Source organism: Streptomyces sp. NPDC052023, from assembly GCF_044548465.1.
In the GTDB taxonomy this organism is placed as follows: Bacteria; Actinomycetota; Actinomycetes; order Streptomycetales; family Streptomycetaceae; genus Streptomyces.
Genome location: NZ_JBIUBW010000001.1, coordinates 822934 through 845514, shown reverse-complemented (window position 1 = coordinate 845514; position 22581 = coordinate 822934). Strand labels below are relative to the sequence as shown.

Here is a 22581-nt window from a genome sequence, read left to right as displayed (position 1 = left end):
GGAAACGCACCGCATCGGGGTCATCACCGTTACAGAAGTATCGAGTTTCGGGACCACCCGGGGACACCCCTAAACTGAGCCCGTGACCGAGAACGCTCAGCAGCAGCCACCAGCGCCCGACTCCGAACTGCCGACCCAGTACGCGCCGGCCGACGTAGAGGGGCCGCTGTACGAGCGCTGGGTGGAGCGGGGTTACTTCGAGGCCGACGCCAAGAGCGACAAGCCTCCGTTCACCGTCGTCATCCCGCCGCCGAACGTCACCGGCAGCCTGCACCTCGGCCACGCCTTCGAGCACACGCTCATCGACGCCCTGACCCGCCGCAAGCGCATGCAGGGCTACGAGACGCTGTGGCAGCCCGGCATGGACCACGCCGGCATCGCCACCCAGAACGTCGTCGAGCGGGAGCTGGCCAAGGAGGGCAAGTCCCGGCACGACCTGGGCCGTGAGGCGTTCGTCGAGCGGGTCTGGCAGTGGAAGGCCGAGTCCGGCGGGCAGATCTCCGGGCAGATGCGCCGCCTCGGTGACGCCGTCGCGTGGTCGCGCGAGCGCTTCACGATGGACGAGGGCCTGTCCCAGGCCGTCCAGACCATCTTCAAGCGCCTCTACGACGACGAGCTGATCTACCGCGCCGAGCGCATCATCAACTGGTGCCCCCGCTGTCTGACCGCCATCTCGGACATCGAGGTCGAGTACCAGGACGACGACGGCGAGCTCGTCTCCATGAAGTACGGCGACGGGGACGAGACCATCGTCGTCGCCACCACCCGCGCCGAGACGATGCTCGGTGACACCGCCGTCGCCGTCCACCCCGAGGACGAGCGCTACAAGCACCTCGTCGGCAAGCTCATCAAGCTGCCGCTGACCGACCGTTCCATCCCGGTCGTCGCGGACGAGCACGTCGACCCCGAGTTCGGCACCGGCGCCGTCAAGGTCACCCCGGCGCACGACCCGAACGACTTCGAGATCGGCCAGCGCCACGACCTGCCCGCCATCACGGTCATGGACGAGCACGCCGTCATCACCGCCCACGGCCCCTTCCAGGGCCTGGACCGGCTGGAGGCCCGCTCCGCCATCGTCGCCGCGCTGCGCGCCGAGGGCCGGATCGTCGCCGAGAAGCGGCCCTACGTCCACTCCGTCGGCCACTGCTCGCGCTGCAAGACCACCATCGAGCCGCGCCTGTCCATGCAGTGGTGGGTCAAGGTCGGCCCGCTCGCCAAGGCCGCCGGTGACGCCGTCCGCGACGGCAAGGTCAAGATCCATCCGCAGGAGATGGAGAAGCGGTACTTCGACTGGGTCGACAACCTCCACGACTGGTGCATCTCACGGCAGTTGTGGTGGGGCCACCGCATCCCGGTCTGGTACGGCCCGGACGGCGAGGTCGTCTGTGTCGGCCCCGACGAGCAGCCGCCGAGCGGTGAGGGCTGGCGTCAGGACTCCGACGTCCTCGACACCTGGTTCTCGTCCGGCCTGTGGCCCTTCTCCACTCTCGGCTGGCCGGAGCGGACCGAGTCGCTCGCGAAGTTCTACCCGAACTCCGTCCTGGTCACCGGCTACGACATCCTCTTCTTCTGGGTCGCCCGGATGATGATGTTCGGCATCTACGCGATGGACGGCACCCCGCCGTTCCACACCATCGCGCTGCACGGCATGGTCCGTGACCAGAACGGCAAGAAGATGTCCAAGTCCTTCGGGAACGTCGTCAACCCGCTGGACTGGATGGACAAGTACGGTTCCGACGCGCTGCGGTTCACGCTCGCCCGCGGCGCCAACCCGGGCGTCGACGTGCCCATCGGCGAGGACTGGGTCCAGGGCTCCCGCAACTTCGCCAACAAGATCTGGAACGCCACCCGCTTCGCGCTGATGAACGGCGCGACGGTGCAGGGCCCGCTGCCGGATGCGTCGCAGATGTCCTCGACCGACCGCTGGATCCTGTCCCGGCTGAACTCGGTGGTCGCCGAGGTCGACGCGTACTACGAGGACTACCAGTTCGCGAAGCTGTCCGACGCGCTGTTCCACTTCGCCTGGGACGAGGTCTTCGACTGGTACGTCGAGCTGTCCAAGACCACCTTCCAGGCCGGCGGCGAGGCCGCCGAGGTCAGCAAGCGGGTCCTGGGCGAGGTCCTGGACGTCACCCTGCGCCTGCTGCACCCGGTGGTCCCCTTCGTCACGGAGACCCTGTGGACCACGCTGACCGGGGGCGAGTCCGTCGTCATCGCCGAGTGGCCCGCCGACAGCGGCTTCCGTGACACGGACGCGGAGCGGGAGATCGAGACGCTCCAGTCGGTGATCACCGAGGTCCGCCGCTTCCGCGCCGATCAGGGGCTTCAGCCCGGCCAGCGGGTCCCCGCGCGCCTGAGCCTCGACGGCACGGCGCTGGCCCCGCACGAGCCGGCCATCCGCCAGCTGCTGCGTCTCCAGCCGGAGGGTGAGAGCTTCGCGGCGACGGCGACGCTGCCGGTGGCGGGCGTCGAGGTCGCGCTGGACCTCTCCGGCGTGATCGACGTCGCGGCGGAGCGCAAGCGGCTCGCCAAGGACCTCGCCGCCGCCGAGAAGGAGAAGGCCCAGGCGACGGCCAAGCTCGGCAACGAGGCGTTCCTTGCCAAGGCCCCGGACCACGTCGTCGACAAGATCCGCACGCGCCTCGCCAAGGCGGACGAGGACATCGCCCGCATCCAGTCCCAGCTGGAGCGTCTGCCGCAGGCCTGACGGCACCACCTGCGCGAGGGTCCCCGGTGCCGCAGGGCACCGGGGACCCGGGTGCCCGATCGACGCACGGAACGTGCACGCCGGTCAGGGGCGCGGGGAACTGCGCGACCGGCCCCCCACCCACCCACTCACCCACCCGCACCCGCCCGACGACCCCCCTCGCGGAAGAGACAAGCCACCGCACGCGCTGTCCGCCCCCCTCCGTAGACTGGGCCCCGTGAGTGAGCTCCCCCCGCACGACAGCAGCGACCAGTCCGACCCCGGTGAGTCGTTCGACGAGATCATCGCCGCCGAGACCGAGCGCGACCCCGATCTCGCGGTGATCGAGGCCGGCAGCCGGACCCTGCGGACGCAAGGCGGCCCGCCGGAGGCCGATGCGCCGGCGCGGCCCGAGGACCCCGAGACCGACAAGGCGCTGCGCGAGGTCGAGGCGGAGCTCGCGACACGCTGGGGCGAGACCAAGCTGGAGCCGTCCGTCACGCGCATCTCCGCGCTGATGGACGTGCTGGGCGAGCCGCAGCGGTCGTACCCCTCGATCCACATCACGGGCACCAACGGCAAGACCTCCACCGCCCGCATGATCGAGGCGCTGCTCGGCGCCTTCGAGCTGCGGACCGGGCGGTACACCTCGCCCCACGTGCAGTCCATCACCGAGCGGATCAGCCTCGACGGAGCGCCGATCTCCGCCGAGCGGTTCGTCGAGACGTACCAGGACATCAAGCCGTACGTCGAGATGGTCGACGCCCAGCAGGACTACCGGCTGTCTTTCTTCGAGGTGCTGACCGGGATGGCGTACGCCGCCTTCGCCGACGCGCCCGTGGACGTCGGCGTGATCGAGGTGGGCATGGGCGGAAGCTGGGACGCCACCAACGTCATCGACGCCGACGTGGCCGTCGTGACGCCGATCGACCTCGACCACACCGACCGGCTCGGCGGGACGCCCGGTGAGATCGCCGGTGAGAAGTCCGGGATCATCAAGCCCGGCGCCACCGTGATCATGGCCCAGCAGCCCGTGGACGCCGCCCAGGTGCTGCTGAAGAAGGCCGTGGACGTCGACGCGACCGTGGCCCGCGAGGGGCTGGAGTTCGGGGTCGTGGCGCGGACGGTCGCCGTCGGCGGGCAGCTGCTGACGCTGCGCGGGCTCGGCGGCGAGTACACCGAGGTGTATCTGCCGCTGCACGGCGCGCACCAGGCGCACAACGCGGCTGTCGCGCTCGCCGCCGTGGAGGCGTTCTTCGGCGTGGGCGCGCAGCGGCCCGACTCGCTCGACATCGACACGGTACGCAAGGCCTTCGCCGCGGTCGCCTCGCCCGGGCGGCTGGAGGTCGTACGGCGGTCGCCCACCGTCGTCCTCGACGCCGCGCACAACCCGGCCGGCGCCCGGGCCGCCGCCGAGGCGGTCGGAGAGGCCTTCCAGTTCAGCCGGCTCATCGGGGTCGTCGGCGCCAGCGGCGACAAGAACGTACGCGGGCTGCTGGAGGCCTTCGAGCCGGTGTTCGCGGAGGTCGTCGTCACCCAGAACTCCAGCCACCGCGCGATGGACGCCGACGAGCTCGCGGCCGTCGCCGTCGAGGTGTTCGGCGAGGACCGCGTCCAGGTGGAGCCGCGGCTGCCGGACGCCCTGGAGGCGGCGATCACGCTCGCCGAGGAGGAGGGCGAGTTCGCGGGCGGCGGTGTGCTCGTCACCGGATCCGTCATCACCGTCGGCGAAGCCCGACTGCTCCTGGGAAGGGGCTGAACCCCACGATGCGTACTCTCTGTGCTTCCACCCTGATCGGCGAGTTCTTCGTCATCGGCTTCGCCGGTCTGGTCGCGATGAAGGACCCCGGCCTGGCGATGGCGACGGTCTGGACGGTCAGCGGCATCGCCATGTTCCTGTGCCTGGTGCTGTGCGGCCTGGTGACCCGGCCGGGCGGTGTGGCCATGGGCTGGGCGCTGCAGCTCGGGCTCATCGCCTCCGGTTTCTTCGTCCCCACGATGTTCTTCCTGGGGGCGATGTTCGCCGCGTTGTGGTGGGCTTCCGTGCACTACGGCAGGAAGATCGACGAGGCCAAGGCCCGATTCGCCGCTCAGGCTGACACTGCGTGACGAAGGTCCGGGTCGGCCCTGTAGCCTCAACACCCCGCACATCGCGTGACCCCTGAAGGAGCTCCGTCGTGACCCAGCGCACCCTCGTCCTCCTCAAGCCCGACGCCGTCCGTCGCGGCCTGACCGGCGAGATCATCAGTCGCATCGAGCGCAAGGCCGGCTGGCAGATCACCGCGCTGGAGCTGCGCACCCTGGACCAGGAGACCCTCGAGCAGCACTACGGCGAGCACAAGGGCAAGCCGTTCTACGAGCCGCTGGTGCAGTTCATGGCGTCCGGCCCGGTCGTCGCGATGATCGTCGAGGGCGAGCGGGTCATCGAGGGTGTGCGGGCGCTGGCCGGCCCGACCGACCCGATCGCCGCCGCGCCCGGCTCGATCCGCGGTGACTACGGCGTGATCGTGCGCGAGAACCTGATCCACGCCTCCGACTCCGAGGAGTCGGCCGAACGCGAGGTGAAGATCTTCTTCCCCGGTCGTGCCTGACACGCCGCCGAAGAAGCGGAACGAATTCACCGCGGGGCCTTCTGAGGGACCGTCACCCTTTCAAACCGTCTGACCTGGGACGGTCGCGCATTTCCGGCCGTCCCGCCGCATATCCGTGCCGATCGGGGGAACCATCGCCCCCGATGGCCCGTCTCCACGAGCGAGGCGGCACGCCATCTGATGACAATGGCGAAGACCCTCGCGCAGTGTTCGCGAAGGCGCGTCTACGATGGAAGCCTTCACGTCACAGCACCCACCTCGCCGACCTGAAAAGCCCTCAAAAGCTCTGTGGGAAGGCCAGACGAATCCTGATGGGGAACTCAATGTCGTTCATCGGCCGTGACATGGCTGTCGACCTCGGGACCGCCAACACGCTGGTGTACGTCAGGGGTCGCGGGATCGTACTCAACGAGCCGTCCGTCGTCGCGATCAACACCAACACCGGTGGCATCCTCGCGGTCGGTGCCGAAGCGAAGAAGATGATCGGGCGCACGCCCGGCAACATCGTTGCCGTACGTCCGCTGAAGGACGGCGTGATCGCCGACTTCGAGATCACCGAGCGGATGCTCCGCTACTTCATCCTGAAGATCCACAAGCGGCGTTATCTGGCTCGTCCGCGGGTCGTCGTCTGTGTGCCCTCGGGCATCACGGGCGTCGAGCGCCGCGCCGTCATCGAGGCGTCGTCCCAGGCCGGCGCCCGTCAGGTGCACATCATCGAGGAGCCCATGGCGGCGGCCATCGGATCCGGTCTGCCGGTCCACGAGGCCACGGGCAACATGGTGGTGGACATCGGCGGCGGCACCACGGAGGTCGCGGTCATCTCCCTCGGCGGCATCGTCACCGCCCAGTCCATCCGGGTCGCGGGCGACGAGCTGGACAACGCGATCATCCAGCACATCAAGAAGGAGTACTCGCTCCTGCTGGGTGAGCGCACGGCCGAGCAGATCAAGATCACGATCGGTTCGGCGTACGACCTCGACACCGACGAGCACACCGAAATCCGCGGCCGGGACCTCGTCTCCGGGCTGCCCAAGACCGTCGTCATCTCCGCCGCCGAAGTACGCAAGGCGATCGAGGAGCCCGTCAACGCGATCGTGGACGCCGTGAAGACGACGCTCGACAAGTGCCCGCCGGAGCTGTCCGGCGACATCATGGACCGCGGAATCGTTCTGACCGGCGGCGGCGCGATGCTGCGCGGGCTGGACGAGCGGCTGCGCCGGGAAACCGGAATGCCGATCCACATCGCCGAGGACCCGCTGGACAGTGTGGCGCTCGGGTCCGGCAAGTGCGTCGAGGAGTTCGAGGCGCTCCAGCAGGTTCTGGACGCCCAGCCGCGCAGATGAGGTAACTCTTCGATTCCGCCGTACGAGACCATCGCCTCTCGTACGGCGGATCGTTGATATAGAGGCATAAGCTGCCACAAACAGCCCGTGGGAATCCGCCGTCCGGATTCCCGGCGGGCCACCCGATTTCCCGGATTCCTACGAGGAAGGGCACGGCCGCCGCACGTGAGGGACACACGAGAGAGCCGGCTGCTCCTGGTGCTGCTGGTCGCCATCGCGTTCGCGCTGATCACGGTGGACATTCGCGGCGGGGAGGACTCACCGGTCGACGGTGCCCGTGGTGCCGCGGCCGCCGCCTTCGGCCCGATCGAGAACGGCGTGTCGTCGGCGGTCGACCCGGTGGGCAACGCGATCGCAGCGATCCGCGACTCGGGCGAGCGGCACGACCGGCTCGCCGAACTGGAGCGGCAGAACGCGGACCTGAAGGCGAAGCTCGGCAGCGACGACCGCAACCGCAGCCGGCTGAAGCAACTCGACAAGATGCTGAAGATCGCCGGCCAGGGCCAGTACGGCATCAAGGGCGCCGAAGTCATCGCCATAGGAGCGGCTCAGGGCTTCTCCTGGACCATCACCATCGACATCGGTGCCAACGACGGCATCAAGCGCGACATGACCGTCCTCAACGGTGACGGTCTGGTCGGCCGTGTCACCACCGTCGGACCGAACACCGCGACCGTGCTGCTCGCCAGCGACCCCGACTTCACCGTCGGCACCCGCATGGAAGGCAGCGACGAACTCGGCTTCGCCTCCGGCCAGGGCGACCGCCCGCTGCGCGTCGAACTCCTCAACGGCAAGGCGCAGATCAAGAAGGGCGACCGCCTGGTGACGTTCGGCTCGCAGGCCGACAAGCCGTTCGTGCCCGGCGTCCCGGTCGGCGTGGTCTCGCGCGTCGACCCCTCCGGGGGCGACCTGACGCGCACGCTGTACGTCACGCCGTTCGTCAGCTTCAGCAAGCTCGACATCGTCGGTGTCGTCGTCCAGACCCCGCAGCGGGACCCGCGCGACACGGTGCTGCCCGCCAAGCCCCGGCCGACACCGACGCCGACCGTGACGGTGACCGTGACGCCGGGCGCCGAGGACGCCGGCACGTCCGCCGAGGGCGACGCGGGCACGGGCGGTGAGTCGGCCACCGACGGCGATTCGGCCACCGACGATCCGTCACCCGACGACGGACAGTCCCAGCAAGAGGAAGACCAGTAGGGGGAGCTGTACCCATGCGCTTCAACAGGATTCTGCTCTCCTCCACGCTGGTCGTCGTCGCCCTGGTGCTCCAGGTGAGCGTCCTCGCCCGGCTGCACCTGCCGGGTGCCGTCCCCGACCTCGTCCTGCTCACCGTGCTGGCCCTCGCGCTGGTCTACGGTCATGTCGGCGGCGCCCTGATCGGCTTCGGCGCCGGACTCCTCGCCGACCTCGCCCCGCCCGCCGACCATGCCGCCGGCCGCTATGCGCTGGTGCTGTGTGTCATCGGCTACCTGGCGGGCCTGGTCAAGCCGGAGAACGGCCAGCTGAAGTCGGCCACCGGCCCGATGGCCGTGGTGGTCGCGGCCGCGGTCGGCAGCACCCTGCTCTACGCCGGGGTCGGCGCCCTCGTCGGCGACACCGCCGCCCGCCACGTCGGCCTGCCCGGCCTGCTGTTCACGGCCGCCCTGTACGACCTGCTGCTCGCCCCCTTCGTCGTCCCCGGCCTGATGACGCTGGCCCGGCGCGCGGACAACAACCCGCTGGAGACCGGCTCGTCGGCCAAGGCGGCCGTCATCTCCTCCGGCTGGCTCTCCTCCGGCACCGGACTGCGCATCGGCGGCCAGCGCGGCGGGCTCGGGGGCCTGAAGGTGAAGGCGGCCAGAGCACGGGTGGCCCGCGCCGGGCGCATCAAGGGGGTCAAGCGGCTGTGACGGCAGGGCAGTTCACCCGAACGGGGGAGCTGAGGCGGAACCCGGTCTCACTGCCCGGCCGTTCATCACTCGTACCCGCACACTCGTACGCGCTCTGAGAGGGGGAGGCAGCCGCAGTGACCAACATCCCCGAGACCGGACGGACCCCACGCGTCCAGACCCGGCTCGTCGTCATCCAGATCCTCGTCCTCTCCCTCCTGGCCACCCTCGGCGGCCGGCTGTGGTACCTCCAGATCCGCGAGGGCGAGGCGTACGCCAAGGAGGCGTCGGGCAACCACGTCCAGCAGGTCGTCCAGCCCGCTGTGCGCGGCTCCATCCTGGACGCCCGCGGAGTGGCGCTCGCCGACAACGAGACACGGCTGGTGGTCTCCGCCTCCCGCACCGACCTGCTGAAGATGAAGGACGACGGCAAGGCCGTCCTCACCAAGCTCGCGGGCGTGCTGGGCATGACACCCAAGGAGGTCATGGAGAAGGTGCGGCTGTGCGACGCCGAGACGCCGCAGCCGTGCTGGAACGGCTCGCCGTACCAGCCGATCCCCATCACCGACGAGGCCACCCCCCGCCAGGCCCTGCAGATCCGCGAACGCGCCGAGGACTTCCCCGGCATCACCGCCGAGCCCCAGGCCGTCCGCCGGTACCCGAGCCCCGGCGCCGCCAACACCGCCCAGGTGCTCGGCTACCTCTCCCCGGTCACCGACCAGGAGATCCAGCAGGCCCAGGACACCGACTCGCCCTACCTGCGCTCCGACCAGGTCGGCCGCAGCGGCCTGGAGCGCACCTACGACAAGGAGCTGCGCGGCAAGGCCGGCGTCACCCGCTACGAGGTGGACAACCTCGGCCGGGTCATCGGTCAGGCCGAGGCGGACGCCGCCCAGCCCGGCTCCAACCTGGTCACCAGCATCGACGCCCGCGTACAGCGAGTCGCCGAGTTCGAGCTGAACGAGGCGATGAAGACCGCCCGCAAGGAATGGGACCGCAACACCAACGAGCGGTACAAGGCCGACTCCGGCGCGGTGGTGGTGATGGAGGCCAAGACGGGCCGCGTCGTCGCTATGGCGTCCAACCCGACCTACGACCCCAACGCCTGGGTCGGCGGCATCTCCGCCAAGGACTACACCCGGCTCACCGGCAAGCAGTCCAACTACCCGCTGCTCAACCGGGCCATACAGGGTCAGGCAGCGCCGGGCTCGATCTTCAAGGTGGTCTCCACCGCGGCCGCGGTCCAGGCCGGCTACGAGTTCGACGGCCGCTACAACTGCTCCAGCGCCTACTCGGTCGGCGGCCAGGTCTTCAAGAACTTCGAGTCGCAGAACCACGGCCCGATCAGCCTGGGCCGCGCCCTGGAGGTCTCCTGCGACACCGTCTTCTACCAGCTCGCGCACAACGAGTGGAAGAAGGACGGCGGCATCAACCCCAAGAAGGGGCAGCCCAAGGACCACTTCTACAAGGCCGCCCACCAGTTCGGCCTCGGCAAGGAGACCGGCATCGACCTGCCCAACGAGGTCACCGGCCGTGTCCCCGACCGCGAGTGGAAGCAGGAGTACTGGGAGGCCAACAAGGACGCCTGGTGCAAGACCGGCAAGAAGGACGGGGACTACGTCCAGCGCATCTCCTACGAGAACTGCCTCGAAGGCAACAAGATGCGCGCCGGTGACGAGATCAACTACTCCATCGGCCAGGGCGACACGCTGGTGACGCCGATCCAGATGGCGACGATCTACGCCGCCATCTCCAACGGCGGCACGCTCTACGACCCGACCGTCGGCAAGGCGATCATCAGCCCCGACGGCAAGCGGGTCTCGCCCATCAAGCCCAAGGCACACGGCAAGCTGCCGGTCACCCAGCAGACGCTGGCTCAGATGGACGACGCCCTGGAAGGCGTCGCCACCCGGGGTACGGCGGCATGGCGGTTCGGCGGCTGGCCGCAGGACAAGATCCCGATGCACGCCAAGACGGGTACGGCGGAGGTCTACGGCAAGCAGACCACCTCGTGGTTCGCCACCTACACCGACGACTACGCGATCGTGATGACCATCTCCCAGGGTGGTACGGGTTCGGGCGCCTCCGGCCCGGCCGTGCGCAACATCTACGACGCGCTGTACGGCATCTCCGACGACGGCACCATCAACCAGAAGAACGCCCTGCTGCCCACCCCGCAGAAGGAACTCCCGAAGATCCAGGCCGACGGCTCGATCATCGCGCCGAAGATCCCCAAGGACCCGGCGAAGGAACAGCAGGCCAGCCAGAAGGTCCCGGAGGACGAGGGCGGGCAGGTGCAGACGGCGGCGACCGTGCCGCCCTCGCCCGAGGGCAACCGCAACACCCGCCGGCGGCAGCGCCGCCGGGGCCCCCGCAGCCGCCGTGGGTCGCTCAGCCGAAGGATGCTCACATGACGGGCGCGAACAGCTTCCAGGTCTCCGGGTACGGACCCGAGCGCGCGGGCTGGACCCGGCTGTTCGCCCGTGACTCGCTGGCCCGGCGGCTCGACTGGCCGATACTGCTGTCGGCGCTGACCCTGTCCCTGATCGGCGCGATGCTGGTGTTCTCGGCGACCCGCAACCGCACCGAACTCAACCAGGGCGACCCGTACTACTTCCTGGTACGCCACCTGCTGAACACCGGCATCGGCTTCGCCCTGATGATCGGCACGGTCTGGCTCGGCCACCGCACCCTGCGCGGCGCGGTGCCGATCCTGTACGGCGCGTCGGTCTTCCTGGTGCTGCTCGTGCTGACCCCGCTCGGCACCACGGTCAACGGCGCCCACTCGTGGATCGCGGTCGGCGGCGGCTTCTCGCTGCAGCCGTCGGAGTTCGTCAAGGTCACGATCATCCTCGGCATGGCCATGCTGCTGGCGGCCCGGGTCGACGCGGGGGACAAGCAGTACCCGGACCACCGCACGGTCCTCCAGGCGCTCGGCCTGGCCACCGTTCCCATGCTCATCGTGATGCTCATGCCCGACCTCGGCTCGGTCATGGTGATGGTGGTGATCGTGCTGGGCGTGCTGCTCGCCTCCGGCGCGTCGAACCGCTGGGTCTTCGGGCTGCTTGGCGCGGGTGCCATCGGAGCCGTCGCCGTCTGGCAGCTGCACATCCTCGACGACTACCAGATCAACCGGTTCGCCGCGTTCGCCAACCCGGACCTCGACCCGGCGGGCGTCGGCTACAACACGAACCAGGCGCGCATCGCCATCGGTTCGGGCGGGCTGACCGGCTCGGGCCTCTTCCAGGGCTCGCAGACCACCGGGCAGTTCGTGCCGGAGCAGCAGACGGACTTCGTCTTCACCGTCGCGGGCGAGGAACTCGGCTTTCTCGGAGGCGGGCTGATAATCCTTCTCCTCGGCGTGGTGCTGTGGCGGGCCTGCCGGATCGCGCTGGAGACGACCGAGCTGTACGGCACGATCGTCGCGGCCGGGATCGTGGCCTGGTTCGCCTTCCAGTCCTTCGAGAACATCGGGATGACCCTGGGGATCATGCCGGTCACCGGTCTGCCTCTGCCGTTCGTCTCCTACGGAGGATCGTCGATGTTCGCGATCTGGGTGGCGGTCGGGCTGCTGCAGTCCATTCGGGTCCAAAGACCGATGTCGGCGTGAGGTTTCTCCCGAATTAACCTCGTTGTCGCCCTGCCGTGGTGCTCCGACTCCCATTAGATTCGGTTCATGGCGGATACGAAGCGTGAGATCGAGCGCAAGTACGAGTCCGACGACAGCGGACTGCCCGACCTGACCGGCGTCGCCGGAGTCGCGGCAGTCCTCGACCAGGGCGTCGCCGACCTGGACGCCACCTACTACGACACCGCCGACGAACGCCTGGCGGCCTCCTCCATCACCCTGCGCCGCCGCACCGGCGGCTCGGACGCCGGATGGCACCTGAAGTTCCCGGTGGCGAGCGGCGTGCGGGACGAGATCCACGCGCCCCTGTCCGACAGGGTGCCGTCCACGCTGGGCGCCCTGGTCCGCTCCCGGGTACGCGACGACGACCTCGCACCCGTCGTACGGCTGCGGACCACGCGCGACGTACGCCATCTCGTGGACCTCGACGGACACCTGCTCGCCGAGGTCAGCGTGGACTCCGTGCAGGCCGAACGGCTCACCGGCAGCGGCGGGAAGGCCGAGTGGACCGAGATCGAGGTGGAGCTCGCCGACGGCGGCGACCCGGCCTTCCTCGACAAGGTCGACAAGCGGCTGCGCAAGGCCGGGGTACGGCCCTCCGAGGCCCCCTCGAAACTCGCCCGGGCGCTGGCCGAGACCGGCGGGAAGGGGCAGCCCCGCCATGAGGACCGCGCCGAGCCGGTCACCGCCGGTGACCATGTGCTCGCCTACGTCCGAGCCCAGCGGGACGTCATCGTCGAGCTCGACCCCGCCGTGCGCCGGGACGTGGAGGACTCGGTCCACCGCATGCGGGTCGCCACCCGACGGATGCGCAGCACCTTTAAGTCGTACCGAAAGATCCTCGACCGGGCCGTCACCGACCCGGTGGGTGACGAGCTGAAATGGTTCGCGGGTGAGCTGGGCGCGGGCCGCGACCAGGAAGTACTGGCCGAGCGGATCAGCGACGCGGTGCGGGAACTGCCGCCCGCCCTGGTCGTGGGACCCGTCCGTAACCGACTGCGCTCCTGGTCGACGGCGCGGAGCGAGGACGCGCGGCGGGAGATCATCGACGTACTGAACGGGCCGCGCTACCTCGCGCTGCTCACCTCGCTGGACGCGCTCCTCGCCGACCCCCCGCTGCGAGCGGCCGCGGCCGGCCAGCCGTCGAAGGAACTGGCCAAGGCCGTGCGCAAGGCCTACGACGTGCTGGCCGGACTGGTCGACCACGCCCTCGTCACCCCGCCCGGGAAGGACCGCGACGTGGCACTGCACGAGGCGCGCAAGAAGGCCAAGCGGGCGCGGTACGCGGCCGAGGCGGCGGCCCCCGGGCTTGGCAAGCCGGCGTCGAAGCTGAAGTCCTCGATGAAGGACCTGCAGAAGCTGCTCGGCGAGCACCAGGACAGCGTGATGGGCCGGGAGGCCCTGAAGGAGCTTGCCGAGCAGGCACACGCGGCCGGTGAGCACTCGTTCACGTACGGCGTGCTGTACACGGCGGAGCAGCGGCGCGCGGAGCAGGTGGAGGAGGAGCTGCCGGGGGTGTGGAAGGCGACGAGGGGGGCGGCCGGGATCTGAGCGTGCGAACGGGTGCCCCGGCCGCGTTAGGCTTGATGGTCACCCCGCCCCCAGCCTCCGGCCGGGGGTACCCCCAGTCAGCTCACGAAAGTCCCACGATGTCTGTCGAGTCGGTTTTCCCGCAGCTCGAAGCCCTGCTCCCGCACGTGCAGAAGCCGATCCAGTACGTCGGTGGTGAGCTCAACTCCACCGTCAAGGACTGGGACGCCTGTGATGTCCGCTGGGCGCTCATGTACCCGGACGCCTACGAGGTGGGCCTGCCCAACCAGGGCGTCATGATCCTCTACGAGGTCCTCAACGAGCGTGCGGGCGTTCTCGCCGAGCGGACGTACAGCGTGTGGCCGGACCTGGAGGCGCTGATGCGGGAGCACGGCGTCCCGCAGTTCACCGTGGACGCCCACCGCCCGGTGAAGGCCTTCGACGTGCTCGGCGTCAGCTTCTCCACCGAGCTCGGCTACACGAACCTGCTGACCGCGCTGGACCTGTCGGGGATCCCGCTGGAGGCCAGGGACCGGACCGTCGACGACCCGATCGTCATGGCCGGCGGCCACGCGGCCTTCAACCCCGAGCCGATCGCCGACTTCATCGACTGCGCGGTGATCGGCGACGGCGAGCAGGCCGTCCTGGAGGCCACCGACATCATCCGCGCCTGGAAGGCGGAGGGCCGCCCCGGCGGCCGCGAGGAACTGCTGTTCCGGCTGGCGAGGACCGGCGGGGTGTACGTTCCGGGCTTCTACGACGTCGAGTACCTGCCGGACGGGCGGATCGCGCGCGTCGTACCCAACAAGTCGGGCGTGCCGTGGCGGGTGTCCAAGCACACCGTGATGGACCTCGACGAGTGGCCGTACCCGAAGCAGCCCCTGGTGCCGCTGGCGGAGACCGTCCACGAGCGGATGTCCGTCGAGATCTTCCGCGGCTGCACCCGCGGGTGCCGCTTCTGCCAGGCCGGCATGATCACCCGCCCGGTGCGGGAGCGCTCGATCACCGGCATCGGCGACATGGTCGAGAAGGGACTGAACGCGACCGGTTTCGAGGAGGTCGGCCTGCTGTCGCTGTCGTCGGCCGACCACAGCGAGATCGGCGACATCGCCAAGGGCCTCGCCGACCGCTACACGGACGACAAGATCGGACTGTCGCTGCCGTCGACCCGCGTGGACGCCTTCAATATCGACCTGGCCAACGAGCTGACCAGGAACGGCCGTCGCTCGGGCCTGACGTTCGCCCCCGAGGGCGGTTCGGAACGCATCCGCAAGGTCATCAACAAGATGGTCTCGGAAGAGGACCTCATCCGGACCGTCGCGACGGCCTACGGCAACGGCTGGCGTCAGGTGAAGCTGTACTTCATGTGCGGTCTGCCGACCGAGACCGACGACGACGTCCTCCAGATCGCCGACATGGCGACGCGCGTGATCCAGAAGGGCCGCGAGGTCTCCCGTTCGAACGACATCCGCTGCACGGTGTCGATCGGCGGCTTCGTACCCAAACCGCACACGCCGTTCCAGTGGGCGCCGCAGCTCTCGGCGGAGGAGACGGACGCCCGGCTCGAGAAGCTCCGGGACAAGATCCGCGGCGACAAGAAGTACGGCCGCTCCATCGGCTTCCGCTACCACGACGGCAAGCCCGGCATCGTCGAGGGCCTGCTCTCCCGCGGCGACCGCCGCATCGGCGCCGTCATCCGCGCGGTCTACGAGGACGGCGGCCGCTTCGACGGCTGGCGCGAGCACTTCTCCTACGACCGCTGGATGGGCTGCGCGGACAAGGCGCTGGTCCAGTTCGGCGTGGACGTCGACTGGTACACGACGCGCGAGCGGACGTACGAGGAGGTCCTGCCCTGGGACCACCTCGACTCCGGCCTCGACAAGGACTGGCTGTGGGAGGACTGGCAGGACGCCCTCGACGAGACCGAGGTCGAGGACTGCCGGTGGACTCCTTGCTTCGATTGCGGGGTGTGTCCGCAGATGGACACGGCTATACAAATCGGCCCCACCGGCAAGAAGCTGCTCCCGCTCACGGTCAAGAAGTAGCCGTGACCAGCGGCGATGCCATCCAGCGGATGGCTGAGGCGCTTGCCGAGTTACCCGAGGCGGACCGCATCGAAGCCCTCCGAGGGCTCGGCGCGACGGAGCGCGAGCAGGCTCCCCGCCGTAAGCGGCGCACGCCGCTTCCCGCCCCTCGGCGTGACCCGGGCATCGTCTCGGCGGTCGAGTGGGTGTAGGCGAAGAGAGGCGTTCGGACGATCTGGTCCGGGCGCCTCTCGGCGTTCGTGGGGTCCTGTTTATGCGACAACGTGCATGAGTCACGTCTGTGCATGGACGGCCGCGAGCGGCCCCCGTACGGTCCTCTCCGGCGCCGGACCGGGCCGACAAGTCAAGGGGAAGTTCCGCATGGCACGCGAAGAACTGTCTCGGCTGACTGGCAACGGCAACGGCACGTGTGGAGAGGACGACTGCCCGAACGTCTACCGCACCGCGTCCGGCTCCATCGTGGTTCAGGGCGACGTGTCCGACGCCTTCACTCCCCCGCAGGGGTAAGGGCTCGTGGAGATCCCCGAGAGCGTTCTTCGGGAGGCCGTTGGTGCTCTTGGATGGTGACGAGTGGCGGGCGATGCTCCGGGGCTTCCAGTCCGAAGCGTGGCGGCTGGAGACCCTGCCCCAGTACCTCGTGCCGCAGGAGGCGGAAGAGCTCGAAGCCTTCCGGGCAGGCAAGCGCGTCGACCCGCACGCCTACTCGTCCGCGTACACGGAAGACCTGAAGCGGTTGCGCGGCGAGGGCAAGAGCAAGGGGCGAGTGCACGTCTTGACTCGACCGCTCTCTTGCCCAGCAGGGTGGCCAGCCGGCCGGGCTCGAAGCCTGCGTGTCCCTGCCTGTCCGCCCATCCGATGGCGGCGAAGTGCACGCGGTAGGCGAGAGTGTGTCCTGGGTTCTGCGCCATGCGCCGGTACTCGTGCTGGGAGACTGCGCCCCACGAGCGGTCATGGCCGAAGCTGATAGCCACCGGTCGCACCCTCTTCCTGCGGGGCACGGCCGCAGTCGTGCGTCTCTCCCTCGACGAGGGGGGCGCAGACCTCACAAGTCCAGACGACTTCGATCGTGATGTTCAAGGGCTGGCGACTCCTGGCGCTGGCCGAGGGCAGCACGGAGCCGCGCCTCAGCGTTGGGTGGAAGTCGCGCAGTACCGTCTGCGCTTCGGGATGTCCTCGACGTCACTGCGAGCCCCGCGGGGTCGCGGCCCCTCACGGAGTGGCCAGCTCTACCGCCGCTGAACGGCGGGAGCTACGGTGTCCGCTCCCAGAAGGAGCGGGAGAGTCTTCTAATCCGGAGCCCGCACCGGCCGTCAAGCCGGAACACCTCCGGGTCTGGCTGACCGAGCCGCCCGGAGATGGCTGTCCCTGCTCCCTCGTCAGAGCCTTGCGGCGAAGTCGTCACCCTTGATGACCAGTCGTTCGCGGACGTCGCGCGGGATCTTGAGCCGCAGGTGTACGGACGGGGCGCGCACCCCCTTGACCTTCGTGCGAGTCACCGCGCACGTGACGCCCACGCGGCGAAGGTCCTCGGCCATGGCCTCCATGCCGCCCGCTTCCCACATCTCCCGGAAGGTCTTGCCGTTGTGCACGAGGACCCAACGGTCTTGCGTGGTCTCGGGATCGATGGCGTTCAGCTCTTCCGTGAGCTTGTCGAGCGTCTTCTCCGCTCGCTCGCGAGTGAACCGTGTCTTCGAGAAGCGGCCCTCTGGTTCGAGCTCCGCCATGTAGTAGGAGACGGCATCTTCGAGCCGTTTCACTTCCGCGCGTGCCTCGGCTCCCTTCGCGTACTCCCGGACCTGGACGGGGAAGTCGCCGAGGACGCGGAGCACGTCGCCCACGAGGACGTCGTACACGTCCTGCGGGTTGGGTGCTCCGAGGCCGCCGCCCTTGCACTTGCCGCAGCGCAGGTAGGTGTAGCTCCGGCCGTTGCTCATGTTCTTCTGCACGGTCATGTTGGTCGAGCAGTCGACACAGATCAGGACTCCCAGAAACTGTGTCGCTCCGCCCGTCTGCCGGGTGGGCTGGTTCTTGCCCCGGCGGTCGAGTGCCGCTTGAAGGGTCTCGAACTCCTCCGTGGTGAAAATCGGAGGGCCGACTCGTATCGGCTTCCCGTCGTTGCCGAGCACGAGTCTGCTCCGTCGCTTCCCGCCCTGCTTGTTCTCCTCGACCCGGTACCCCATGAGTGCGGGGTTACGAAGGCGGCGGAGGAGAGTCGACGTGGTGAGTCCTGCCGACATGAGGCCGGAGCGGACGAGACAGAGGGCCATGCGGCGGGCGGAGACGCCCCGGAGTGCCATGCGCCGGGCCCAGTGCAGTGCCTTGTGTGCGCTCGGCTCGATGGCGAGTGCCGGCTTGCCGTCCGCCTTCGTCGTGACGTAGCCGTAGGTCGGCTTGCCGACGAGCCATGAGTCCTGCGTGCGTGCGTAGTCCCACAACGACGTCACGCGGGTCGACGTGTTCGCCGCCTCGATCTCCGCGATGCCGCCGATGAGCGTGACCATGATTCGGCCCACGGTCGTGCTGAGGTCGATCGCGTCGTTCTTCGACACGAGGTTCTTCCCGTACCGCTCGCACCACTCGATCATCGTGGACAGGTCCGTCATGCGACGGATGAAGCGGTCGAGCTTCCAGAAGAGCAGAGCATCGAACTCCGGGGCCCGGTTGTTGAGCCACTCCCCGAGCTCCTTCCGCTTCCACGGCGGAACCTTCGTCGCCGACACGTTGAGATCGGAGGCGACGCCGACGACGCGGTACCCCTTCTCTCTGGCCAGGAGACGCAGGTCGAGTTCCTGCCGCACCGGCGATGTCGTGTCCTCCGTAAGTACGGACAGGCGGACGGAGAGGAGTGCGCGCGGGGCGTCCTCGGGGAGCAGTGCCTCCGCCCGCTTCAGGTCCTCCAGGAGGGCCAGGTCCGAGGTGGTCCACTCGCTCTCGATGTCGTACGTCTTCATGGTCGCGGAGCGTACAGGCTGGATGTTGAACTTTCTCGTTATGGTCGCAGATGGACACGCAGATCCAGATCGGCCTGACCGGTAAGAAGCTTCTGCCTCTTACGGTGGTGAACAAGTAATCGGTGGATGAGCCTGCGAGGTCAGGAATTCTCGCAGGGCTCGCCTCTTTGTGGGTGGGTGGTGAGCTCGAGCGAGCTCACCTGCGGGGCTGGAAGGCGTGGAGCGCGTCCCCGCCCGGTTGGACGATGCCGTAACTGCTCTCGGGCACTTCGCTCCATGACCCGGGGAGGTTGCCCAGGGGTTCGGACACGACAAGGCGGGTCTCGTCGCCGATCCCCCGCAGGAATGCGGCGTCCGAGTGAAGGGCGCGCAGAGCATCCACTCGGGTGCTGTAGTACAGGGACCGCGAGGAGCCCTCGCTGGAGTAGCGGAAGGCCCAGAGGCGATCACCGTCGGCCACGGCGAGGGTCATCTGCAGGGGGTGTCGCACGCCGTGTCGGTGTCCCGTCTCCTCGACCAGGCCGGCCATCCGCGCCACGGCACCCGGCGGATCTTCGGTGAGACCGAACGTGAGGGCCAGGAAGAACATCAGTTCGGAGTCGGTGGAACCCTCGATTCCGGAGTAGAGGGCGGGGTCCACGGCCAGCGCGAGGTCACGCTTGAGCCGGTGGAATTCGCTGATCTCACCGTTGTGCATCCACAGCCAGCGGTCTTTTCGAAAGGGATGGCAGTTGGTCTGCTGCACGGCTGTTCCGGTCGTCGCCCTGATGTGGGCGAAGAACAGACCTGAGCGTACGTGGTGAGCGACCTCCTGCAGGTTCTGGTTGTTCCAGGCCGGGCCCACGTCCCGAAGAATCGCCGGTGTGGTGAGGTCCTGTGTGTACCAGCCGATGCCGAAGCCGTCGCCGTTGGTGGTCTCCACTCCCATGCGAGAGTGCAGGCTCTGGTCGATCAGATTGTGTTGTGGCTCCAACAGGACGTGGCTGAGCAGCACAGGCGTGCCGGAGTAGGCGATCCAGCGGCACATACGCGCACCCACCTTCCTCTGGCGGAGGACGGCGACACCCCTGCGACAGGTATCGGCTGCCAGGGCACTCGCGGCACGCCCGGCTCGGTTCACGTGCTCACGTCGCACCCTGGGATTCCGGGCCGTAGGCGGCCGCGATGTCCTTGGAGGCCGGCCAGCGGCTGTAGGTGGGTGACTGGGGCCAGCCCTCGGGGGAGTCCTGCCATTCCTCCTGGCGGCCGTACGGCAGCAGGTCGATCAGGGCGAAGGTGTGGCTGAGCTGCTCGGTGCCCCTGCCGTCGGTGTGCCAGGTGCGGTAAACGGTGTCGCCGTCACGCAGGAACACATTGACCGCGAAGCCGCCGCCGGGGGGTGCTCCGACGTCGGCCCCGAACGAGCTGCCGGCGGTCGAGTACCAGGTCATCCGGTTGCCGACCCGCCGCTTGTAGGCGAGTGCCTCGTCGATCGGTCCCTGGGTGACGACGACGAACCGGGCGTCGTAGCTGTCCAGGAACTCGAGGCGGGTGTACTGCGAGGTGAAGCCGGTGCAGCCCCGGCACTGCCACTCCTCGCCGGGGAACCACATGTGGTGGTAGGTGATCAGTTGCCTCTTGCCGCCGAAGACGTCCGCGAGCCGGACGTGGCCGTCCTCGCCCTCGAGGACGTAGTCGGGCATCTCGACCATCGGCAGCCGGCGGCGCTCGGCGGCGATGGCGTCGAGCTCCCGGGTCGCGGCCTTCTCCCGGGCGCGCAGCGTACGGAGTCGCTGCTCCCAGGTCTCGGTGTCGACGACGGGTGGTAGCGCTTGGGTGGTCATGGTTCCTCACAGGGCTCGTGCGCGGGTTCCGCCTGTCATGAGGTGGACTCCGGCCGGCCCTGGAACTCATCGCCCGCCGGTCTGGTGGGGCCGAGGATCGCGACGCAGGCGGGTGCATTCCGCCGGCGTCAGGGCGGCGGCAGCAGGGGTCCCAGGGGGCCCAGGTCGAGATTGAGGTCGTCCATGGTGAGGTCGTAGCGGCGGCACAGTTCCGTCATACGGTCATGGAGGATCATCAGGGTCAGGCCCAGGCGCTCCTCCTGGTCCTCCGTGAGGCCGCCCTGGTCGACGCGGTGCAGGGCCTGACGTTCCATGAGCTGGCGGAGCAGCTCCACGATGGTGAGCACCAGCTTGATGAGGTCGCGCTCCACCGTCTCGGGGTCGGTCCGGAGCCGGTGGGCGACCGGGGATCCCTCGTCCTGGTCGCCGAGGGGCGGCGGCACTTCGTCGGGCCGGGCGGGGAGCAGGGCGAAAGCGCGTGCCGCGGCGTCGGCCACCTCGTCCAGGCGGTCGGAGCGCGGCGGGCGGTCAGCGGGGTCCGTCATGGGCCGCCGCCTTCGACGCGCGTGTCTCCCGGCAGCACCTCTCCCGAGGGCCCGGCCCCTGGAAGGGCCACCTCCCACTGCTGCTCCTGAACGGCGACGATCACCGCCCGCAGCGAGATCCTGACCAGGTCGATGTCCGCGATCGACAGGACGACGTCACCGGTGAGCACGACACCACCGCTCAGCAGCCGGTCGAGCAGGTCGATCAGGGCAACCTGGCGCTGGGCGAGCGGGGGATCCTCGTGGACGGTCACCGCTGTCGCGCTCCTTCCGGGGCGGCCTGGGTCTGCGGCACCTGGGCGAAGGAGTACGGCACCCAGGGCCCGGTGACCTCCACCCGTACGCCGGGAAGCCCTTCGGCGGCGTCCAGGACCCGTTCGCGGAACTCCTCGCCCCGGCCGCGCGGGACGAGATAGGCGTCGTTGGCGATGTTCTCCCCGGTCGTGCCGGCCAGGCGGCCCTGTTGGGGCCGGTGCCGGGCGCGGGCCACGGCCAGGCTCCCGGCCTGTTCCTCGATACGGCGGACGGCCTCGGCGGCGGACGACCAGGCGTCCTCGCGCGCGTGTCGCTGGTGCCGGCGTTGCCGCAGGTAGGCGCGTCCGGGGTCGGGCTCGTCCGCGGCGCCCTCGGGGGGTGACGTGGACGGCCGCGCGTCCGCGGAGGAGGCGTCGGCGTAGACCTTCACGCCCCATTCGACGTGGTCGGCGAGCCGGTCGAGGAGTGCGGTGAGGGTCTGCCGTCGCTCGGCGAGCATGTCGCGGACGCGGTTGTCGTCGAGGTACACCGTCGCCAGCCGCAGCGGCAGCACCGTGGTGTGCGCGCCCAGCGTCTCGACCACGTGGTGGTGGGAGCGGGCCACGTCCTCCAGCCAGTCCAGGTCCTCCAGGTGAGCCTTGAGGGCGGCCTCGGAGAAGTCCGCCTCGGGCACCGGGCTGACCGCCGCCGCCAGATCGCCGTGGCGCACCAGCGCGACGGGCGCGTCGGTGACCCCGAGGACGCCGGTGAGCGCCTCGCCTTCCGGGGAGGTGCCGGGGCGGAGCACGGCGTACACGTAGCTGAGCTGGTCGTCCATGGGTCAACTCCGGCCCTCGTCGTCCTCGGCGCTCCTGCCGCGTTTGCGCCGGGGCTCGGTGCCGGGCTCGCGATCCCGGTCCCGTTCCCGCGCCGGGTCGGGGTCGCGCTCGCGGGGACGGCGGCGGCCACGGGTGCCCTCCGGCAGCTCCGTCTGCGACCGGGCCATCTGCCTGCGCAACTGCTCGACCTCGTCGCGCAGGCGGGCGTTCTGTTCCTCCAGGTCACGGGTGCCGTCCGCGCGGGACGACAGGGCCGGGTCGCGCTCCCACCAGTCGATGCCGATCTCCTTGGCCTTGTCCACCGAGGTGACCAGCAGGCGGAGCCGGATGGTGAGCAGTTCGATGTCGAGCAGGTCGATCTTGATGTCGCCGACGATGACGATGCCCTTGTCGAGCACGCGCTCGAGTATGTCGGCGAGGTTGGCACTGGTTCCCTGGTTGTACGGCTGAAGCGTCCGCGCAGGGGAGGGGCCGGCAGATGGGGGCTCGGTCACA

Annotated in this window: 21 protein-coding genes; 14 read left to right on the top strand and 7 right to left on the bottom strand. The window is 69.3% G+C overall.

Annotation, left to right across the window (positions count from 1 at the left end):
* The first annotated feature begins 82 nt into the window (after nt 1–82).
* The 14 genes from ACIHCM_RS03915 (at nt 83) to ACIHCM_RS03850 (ending at nt 16658) form a co-directional block, all read left to right on the top strand.
* A complete protein-coding gene (locus ACIHCM_RS03915) occupies nt 83–2707 on the top strand; it encodes a valine--tRNA ligase (protein ID WP_399888582.1) in 2625 nt (874 codons plus the stop codon).
* Between the two features lie 217 nt (nt 2708–2924).
* On the top strand, nt 2925–4445 hold the full coding sequence (locus ACIHCM_RS03910) for a bifunctional folylpolyglutamate synthase/dihydrofolate synthase (protein WP_399888578.1): 1521 nt from the start codon (nt 2925–2927) through the stop codon (nt 4443–4445).
* A gap of 8 nt (nt 4446–4453) precedes the next feature.
* Nucleotides 4454–4795 carry a DUF4233 domain-containing protein gene (locus ACIHCM_RS03905; protein WP_399888575.1) on the top strand — a complete coding sequence of 114 codons (342 nt, stop codon included), beginning with the start codon at nt 4454–4456 and terminating at the stop codon, nt 4793–4795.
* A gap of 68 nt (nt 4796–4863) precedes the next feature.
* A complete protein-coding gene (gene ndk, locus ACIHCM_RS03900) occupies nt 4864–5277 on the top strand; it encodes a nucleoside-diphosphate kinase (RefSeq protein WP_399888572.1) in 414 nt (137 codons plus the stop codon).
* A 323-nt stretch (nt 5278–5600) separates the two neighbouring features.
* On the top strand, nt 5601–6620 hold the full coding sequence (locus tag ACIHCM_RS03895) for a rod shape-determining protein (RefSeq protein ID WP_393110170.1): 1020 nt from the start codon (nt 5601–5603) through the stop codon (nt 6618–6620).
* Nucleotides 6621–6785: 165 nt separating this feature from the next.
* Nucleotides 6786–7820: a rod shape-determining protein MreC gene (gene mreC / locus ACIHCM_RS03890; RefSeq protein WP_399888568.1), complete on the top strand. Its 1035-nt coding sequence runs from the start codon at nt 6786–6788 to the stop codon at nt 7818–7820.
* A gap of 14 nt (nt 7821–7834) precedes the next feature.
* Nucleotides 7835–8512, top strand: a complete 678-nt coding sequence (gene mreD / locus ACIHCM_RS03885) for a rod shape-determining protein MreD (protein ID WP_399888565.1) — start codon at nt 7835–7837, stop codon at nt 8510–8512.
* Nucleotides 8513–8628: 116 nt separating this feature from the next.
* Nucleotides 8629–10905: a penicillin-binding protein 2 gene (gene mrdA, locus ACIHCM_RS03880; RefSeq protein ID WP_399888562.1), complete on the top strand. Its 2277-nt coding sequence runs from the start codon at nt 8629–8631 to the stop codon at nt 10903–10905.
* Nucleotides 10902–12101, top strand: coding sequence for a rod shape-determining protein RodA (gene rodA, locus ACIHCM_RS03875; protein ID WP_399888559.1), 1200 nt, complete (start codon nt 10902–10904; stop codon nt 12099–12101). The genes mrdA and rodA overlap by 4 nt, the downstream gene beginning before the upstream one ends.
* 66 nt (nt 12102–12167) lie before the next feature.
* The gene (locus tag ACIHCM_RS03870; RefSeq protein WP_399888557.1) at nt 12168–13670 is read left to right on the top strand and encodes a CHAD domain-containing protein; all 1503 of its coding nucleotides are present in this window, start codon (nt 12168–12170) and stop codon (nt 13668–13670) included.
* 98 nt (nt 13671–13768) lie between these two features.
* Nucleotides 13769–15694, top strand: coding sequence for a TIGR03960 family B12-binding radical SAM protein (locus ACIHCM_RS03865; protein WP_399888554.1), 1926 nt, complete (start codon nt 13769–13771; stop codon nt 15692–15694).
* 29 nt (nt 15695–15723) lie between these two features.
* The gene (locus ACIHCM_RS03860; protein WP_399888551.1) at nt 15724–15885 is read left to right on the top strand and encodes a hypothetical protein; all 162 of its coding nucleotides are present in this window, start codon (nt 15724–15726) and stop codon (nt 15883–15885) included.
* 169 nt (nt 15886–16054) lie between these two features.
* Complete coding sequence (locus ACIHCM_RS03855; protein ID WP_399888760.1) at nt 16055–16201, top strand: hypothetical protein; 147 nt, start codon at nt 16055–16057, stop codon at nt 16199–16201.
* A 73-nt stretch (nt 16202–16274) separates the two neighbouring features.
* Nucleotides 16275–16658, top strand: a complete 384-nt coding sequence (locus tag ACIHCM_RS03850; RefSeq protein ID WP_399888743.1) for a DUF6879 family protein — start codon at nt 16275–16277, stop codon at nt 16656–16658.
* Between the two features lie 412 nt (nt 16659–17070).
* Here the strand turns inward: ACIHCM_RS03850 and ACIHCM_RS03845 are convergent, their stop codons facing one another.
* The 7 genes from ACIHCM_RS03845 to ACIHCM_RS03815 form a co-directional block, all read right to left on the bottom strand.
* A complete protein-coding gene (locus tag ACIHCM_RS03845; RefSeq protein ID WP_399888548.1) occupies nt 17071–18645 on the bottom strand; it encodes a recombinase family protein in 1575 nt (524 codons plus the stop codon).
* Nucleotides 18646–18841: 196 nt separating this feature from the next.
* The gene (locus tag ACIHCM_RS03840) at nt 18842–19672 is read right to left on the bottom strand and encodes a class II glutamine amidotransferase (RefSeq protein ID WP_399888545.1); all 831 of its coding nucleotides are present in this window, start codon (nt 19670–19672) and stop codon (nt 18842–18844) included.
* Between the two features lie 97 nt (nt 19673–19769).
* Entirely contained in the window at nt 19770–20468 is a 699-nt protein-coding gene (locus ACIHCM_RS03835; RefSeq protein WP_399888542.1) for a DUF899 domain-containing protein, read from the bottom strand.
* A gap of 128 nt (nt 20469–20596) precedes the next feature.
* Nucleotides 20597–21013, bottom strand: coding sequence for a gas vesicle protein K (locus tag ACIHCM_RS03830; RefSeq protein ID WP_399888539.1), 417 nt, complete (start codon nt 21011–21013; stop codon nt 20597–20599).
* Nucleotides 21010–21267: a gas vesicle protein gene (locus ACIHCM_RS03825; protein WP_399888536.1), complete on the bottom strand. Its 258-nt coding sequence runs from the start codon at nt 21265–21267 to the stop codon at nt 21010–21012. The genes ACIHCM_RS03830 and ACIHCM_RS03825 overlap by 4 nt, the downstream gene beginning before the upstream one ends.
* Nucleotides 21264–22085, bottom strand: a complete 822-nt coding sequence (locus ACIHCM_RS03820; RefSeq protein ID WP_399888533.1) for a GvpL/GvpF family gas vesicle protein — start codon at nt 22083–22085, stop codon at nt 21264–21266. Before ACIHCM_RS03820 ends, ACIHCM_RS03825 begins: the two co-directional genes overlap by 4 nt.
* A gap of 3 nt (nt 22086–22088) precedes the next feature.
* Nucleotides 22089–22580 (bottom strand): gas vesicle protein, encoded by a 492-nt coding sequence (locus ACIHCM_RS03815; protein ID WP_399888530.1) that lies wholly within the window; start codon nt 22578–22580, stop codon nt 22089–22091.
* Nucleotide 22581: the final 1 nt, after the last annotated feature.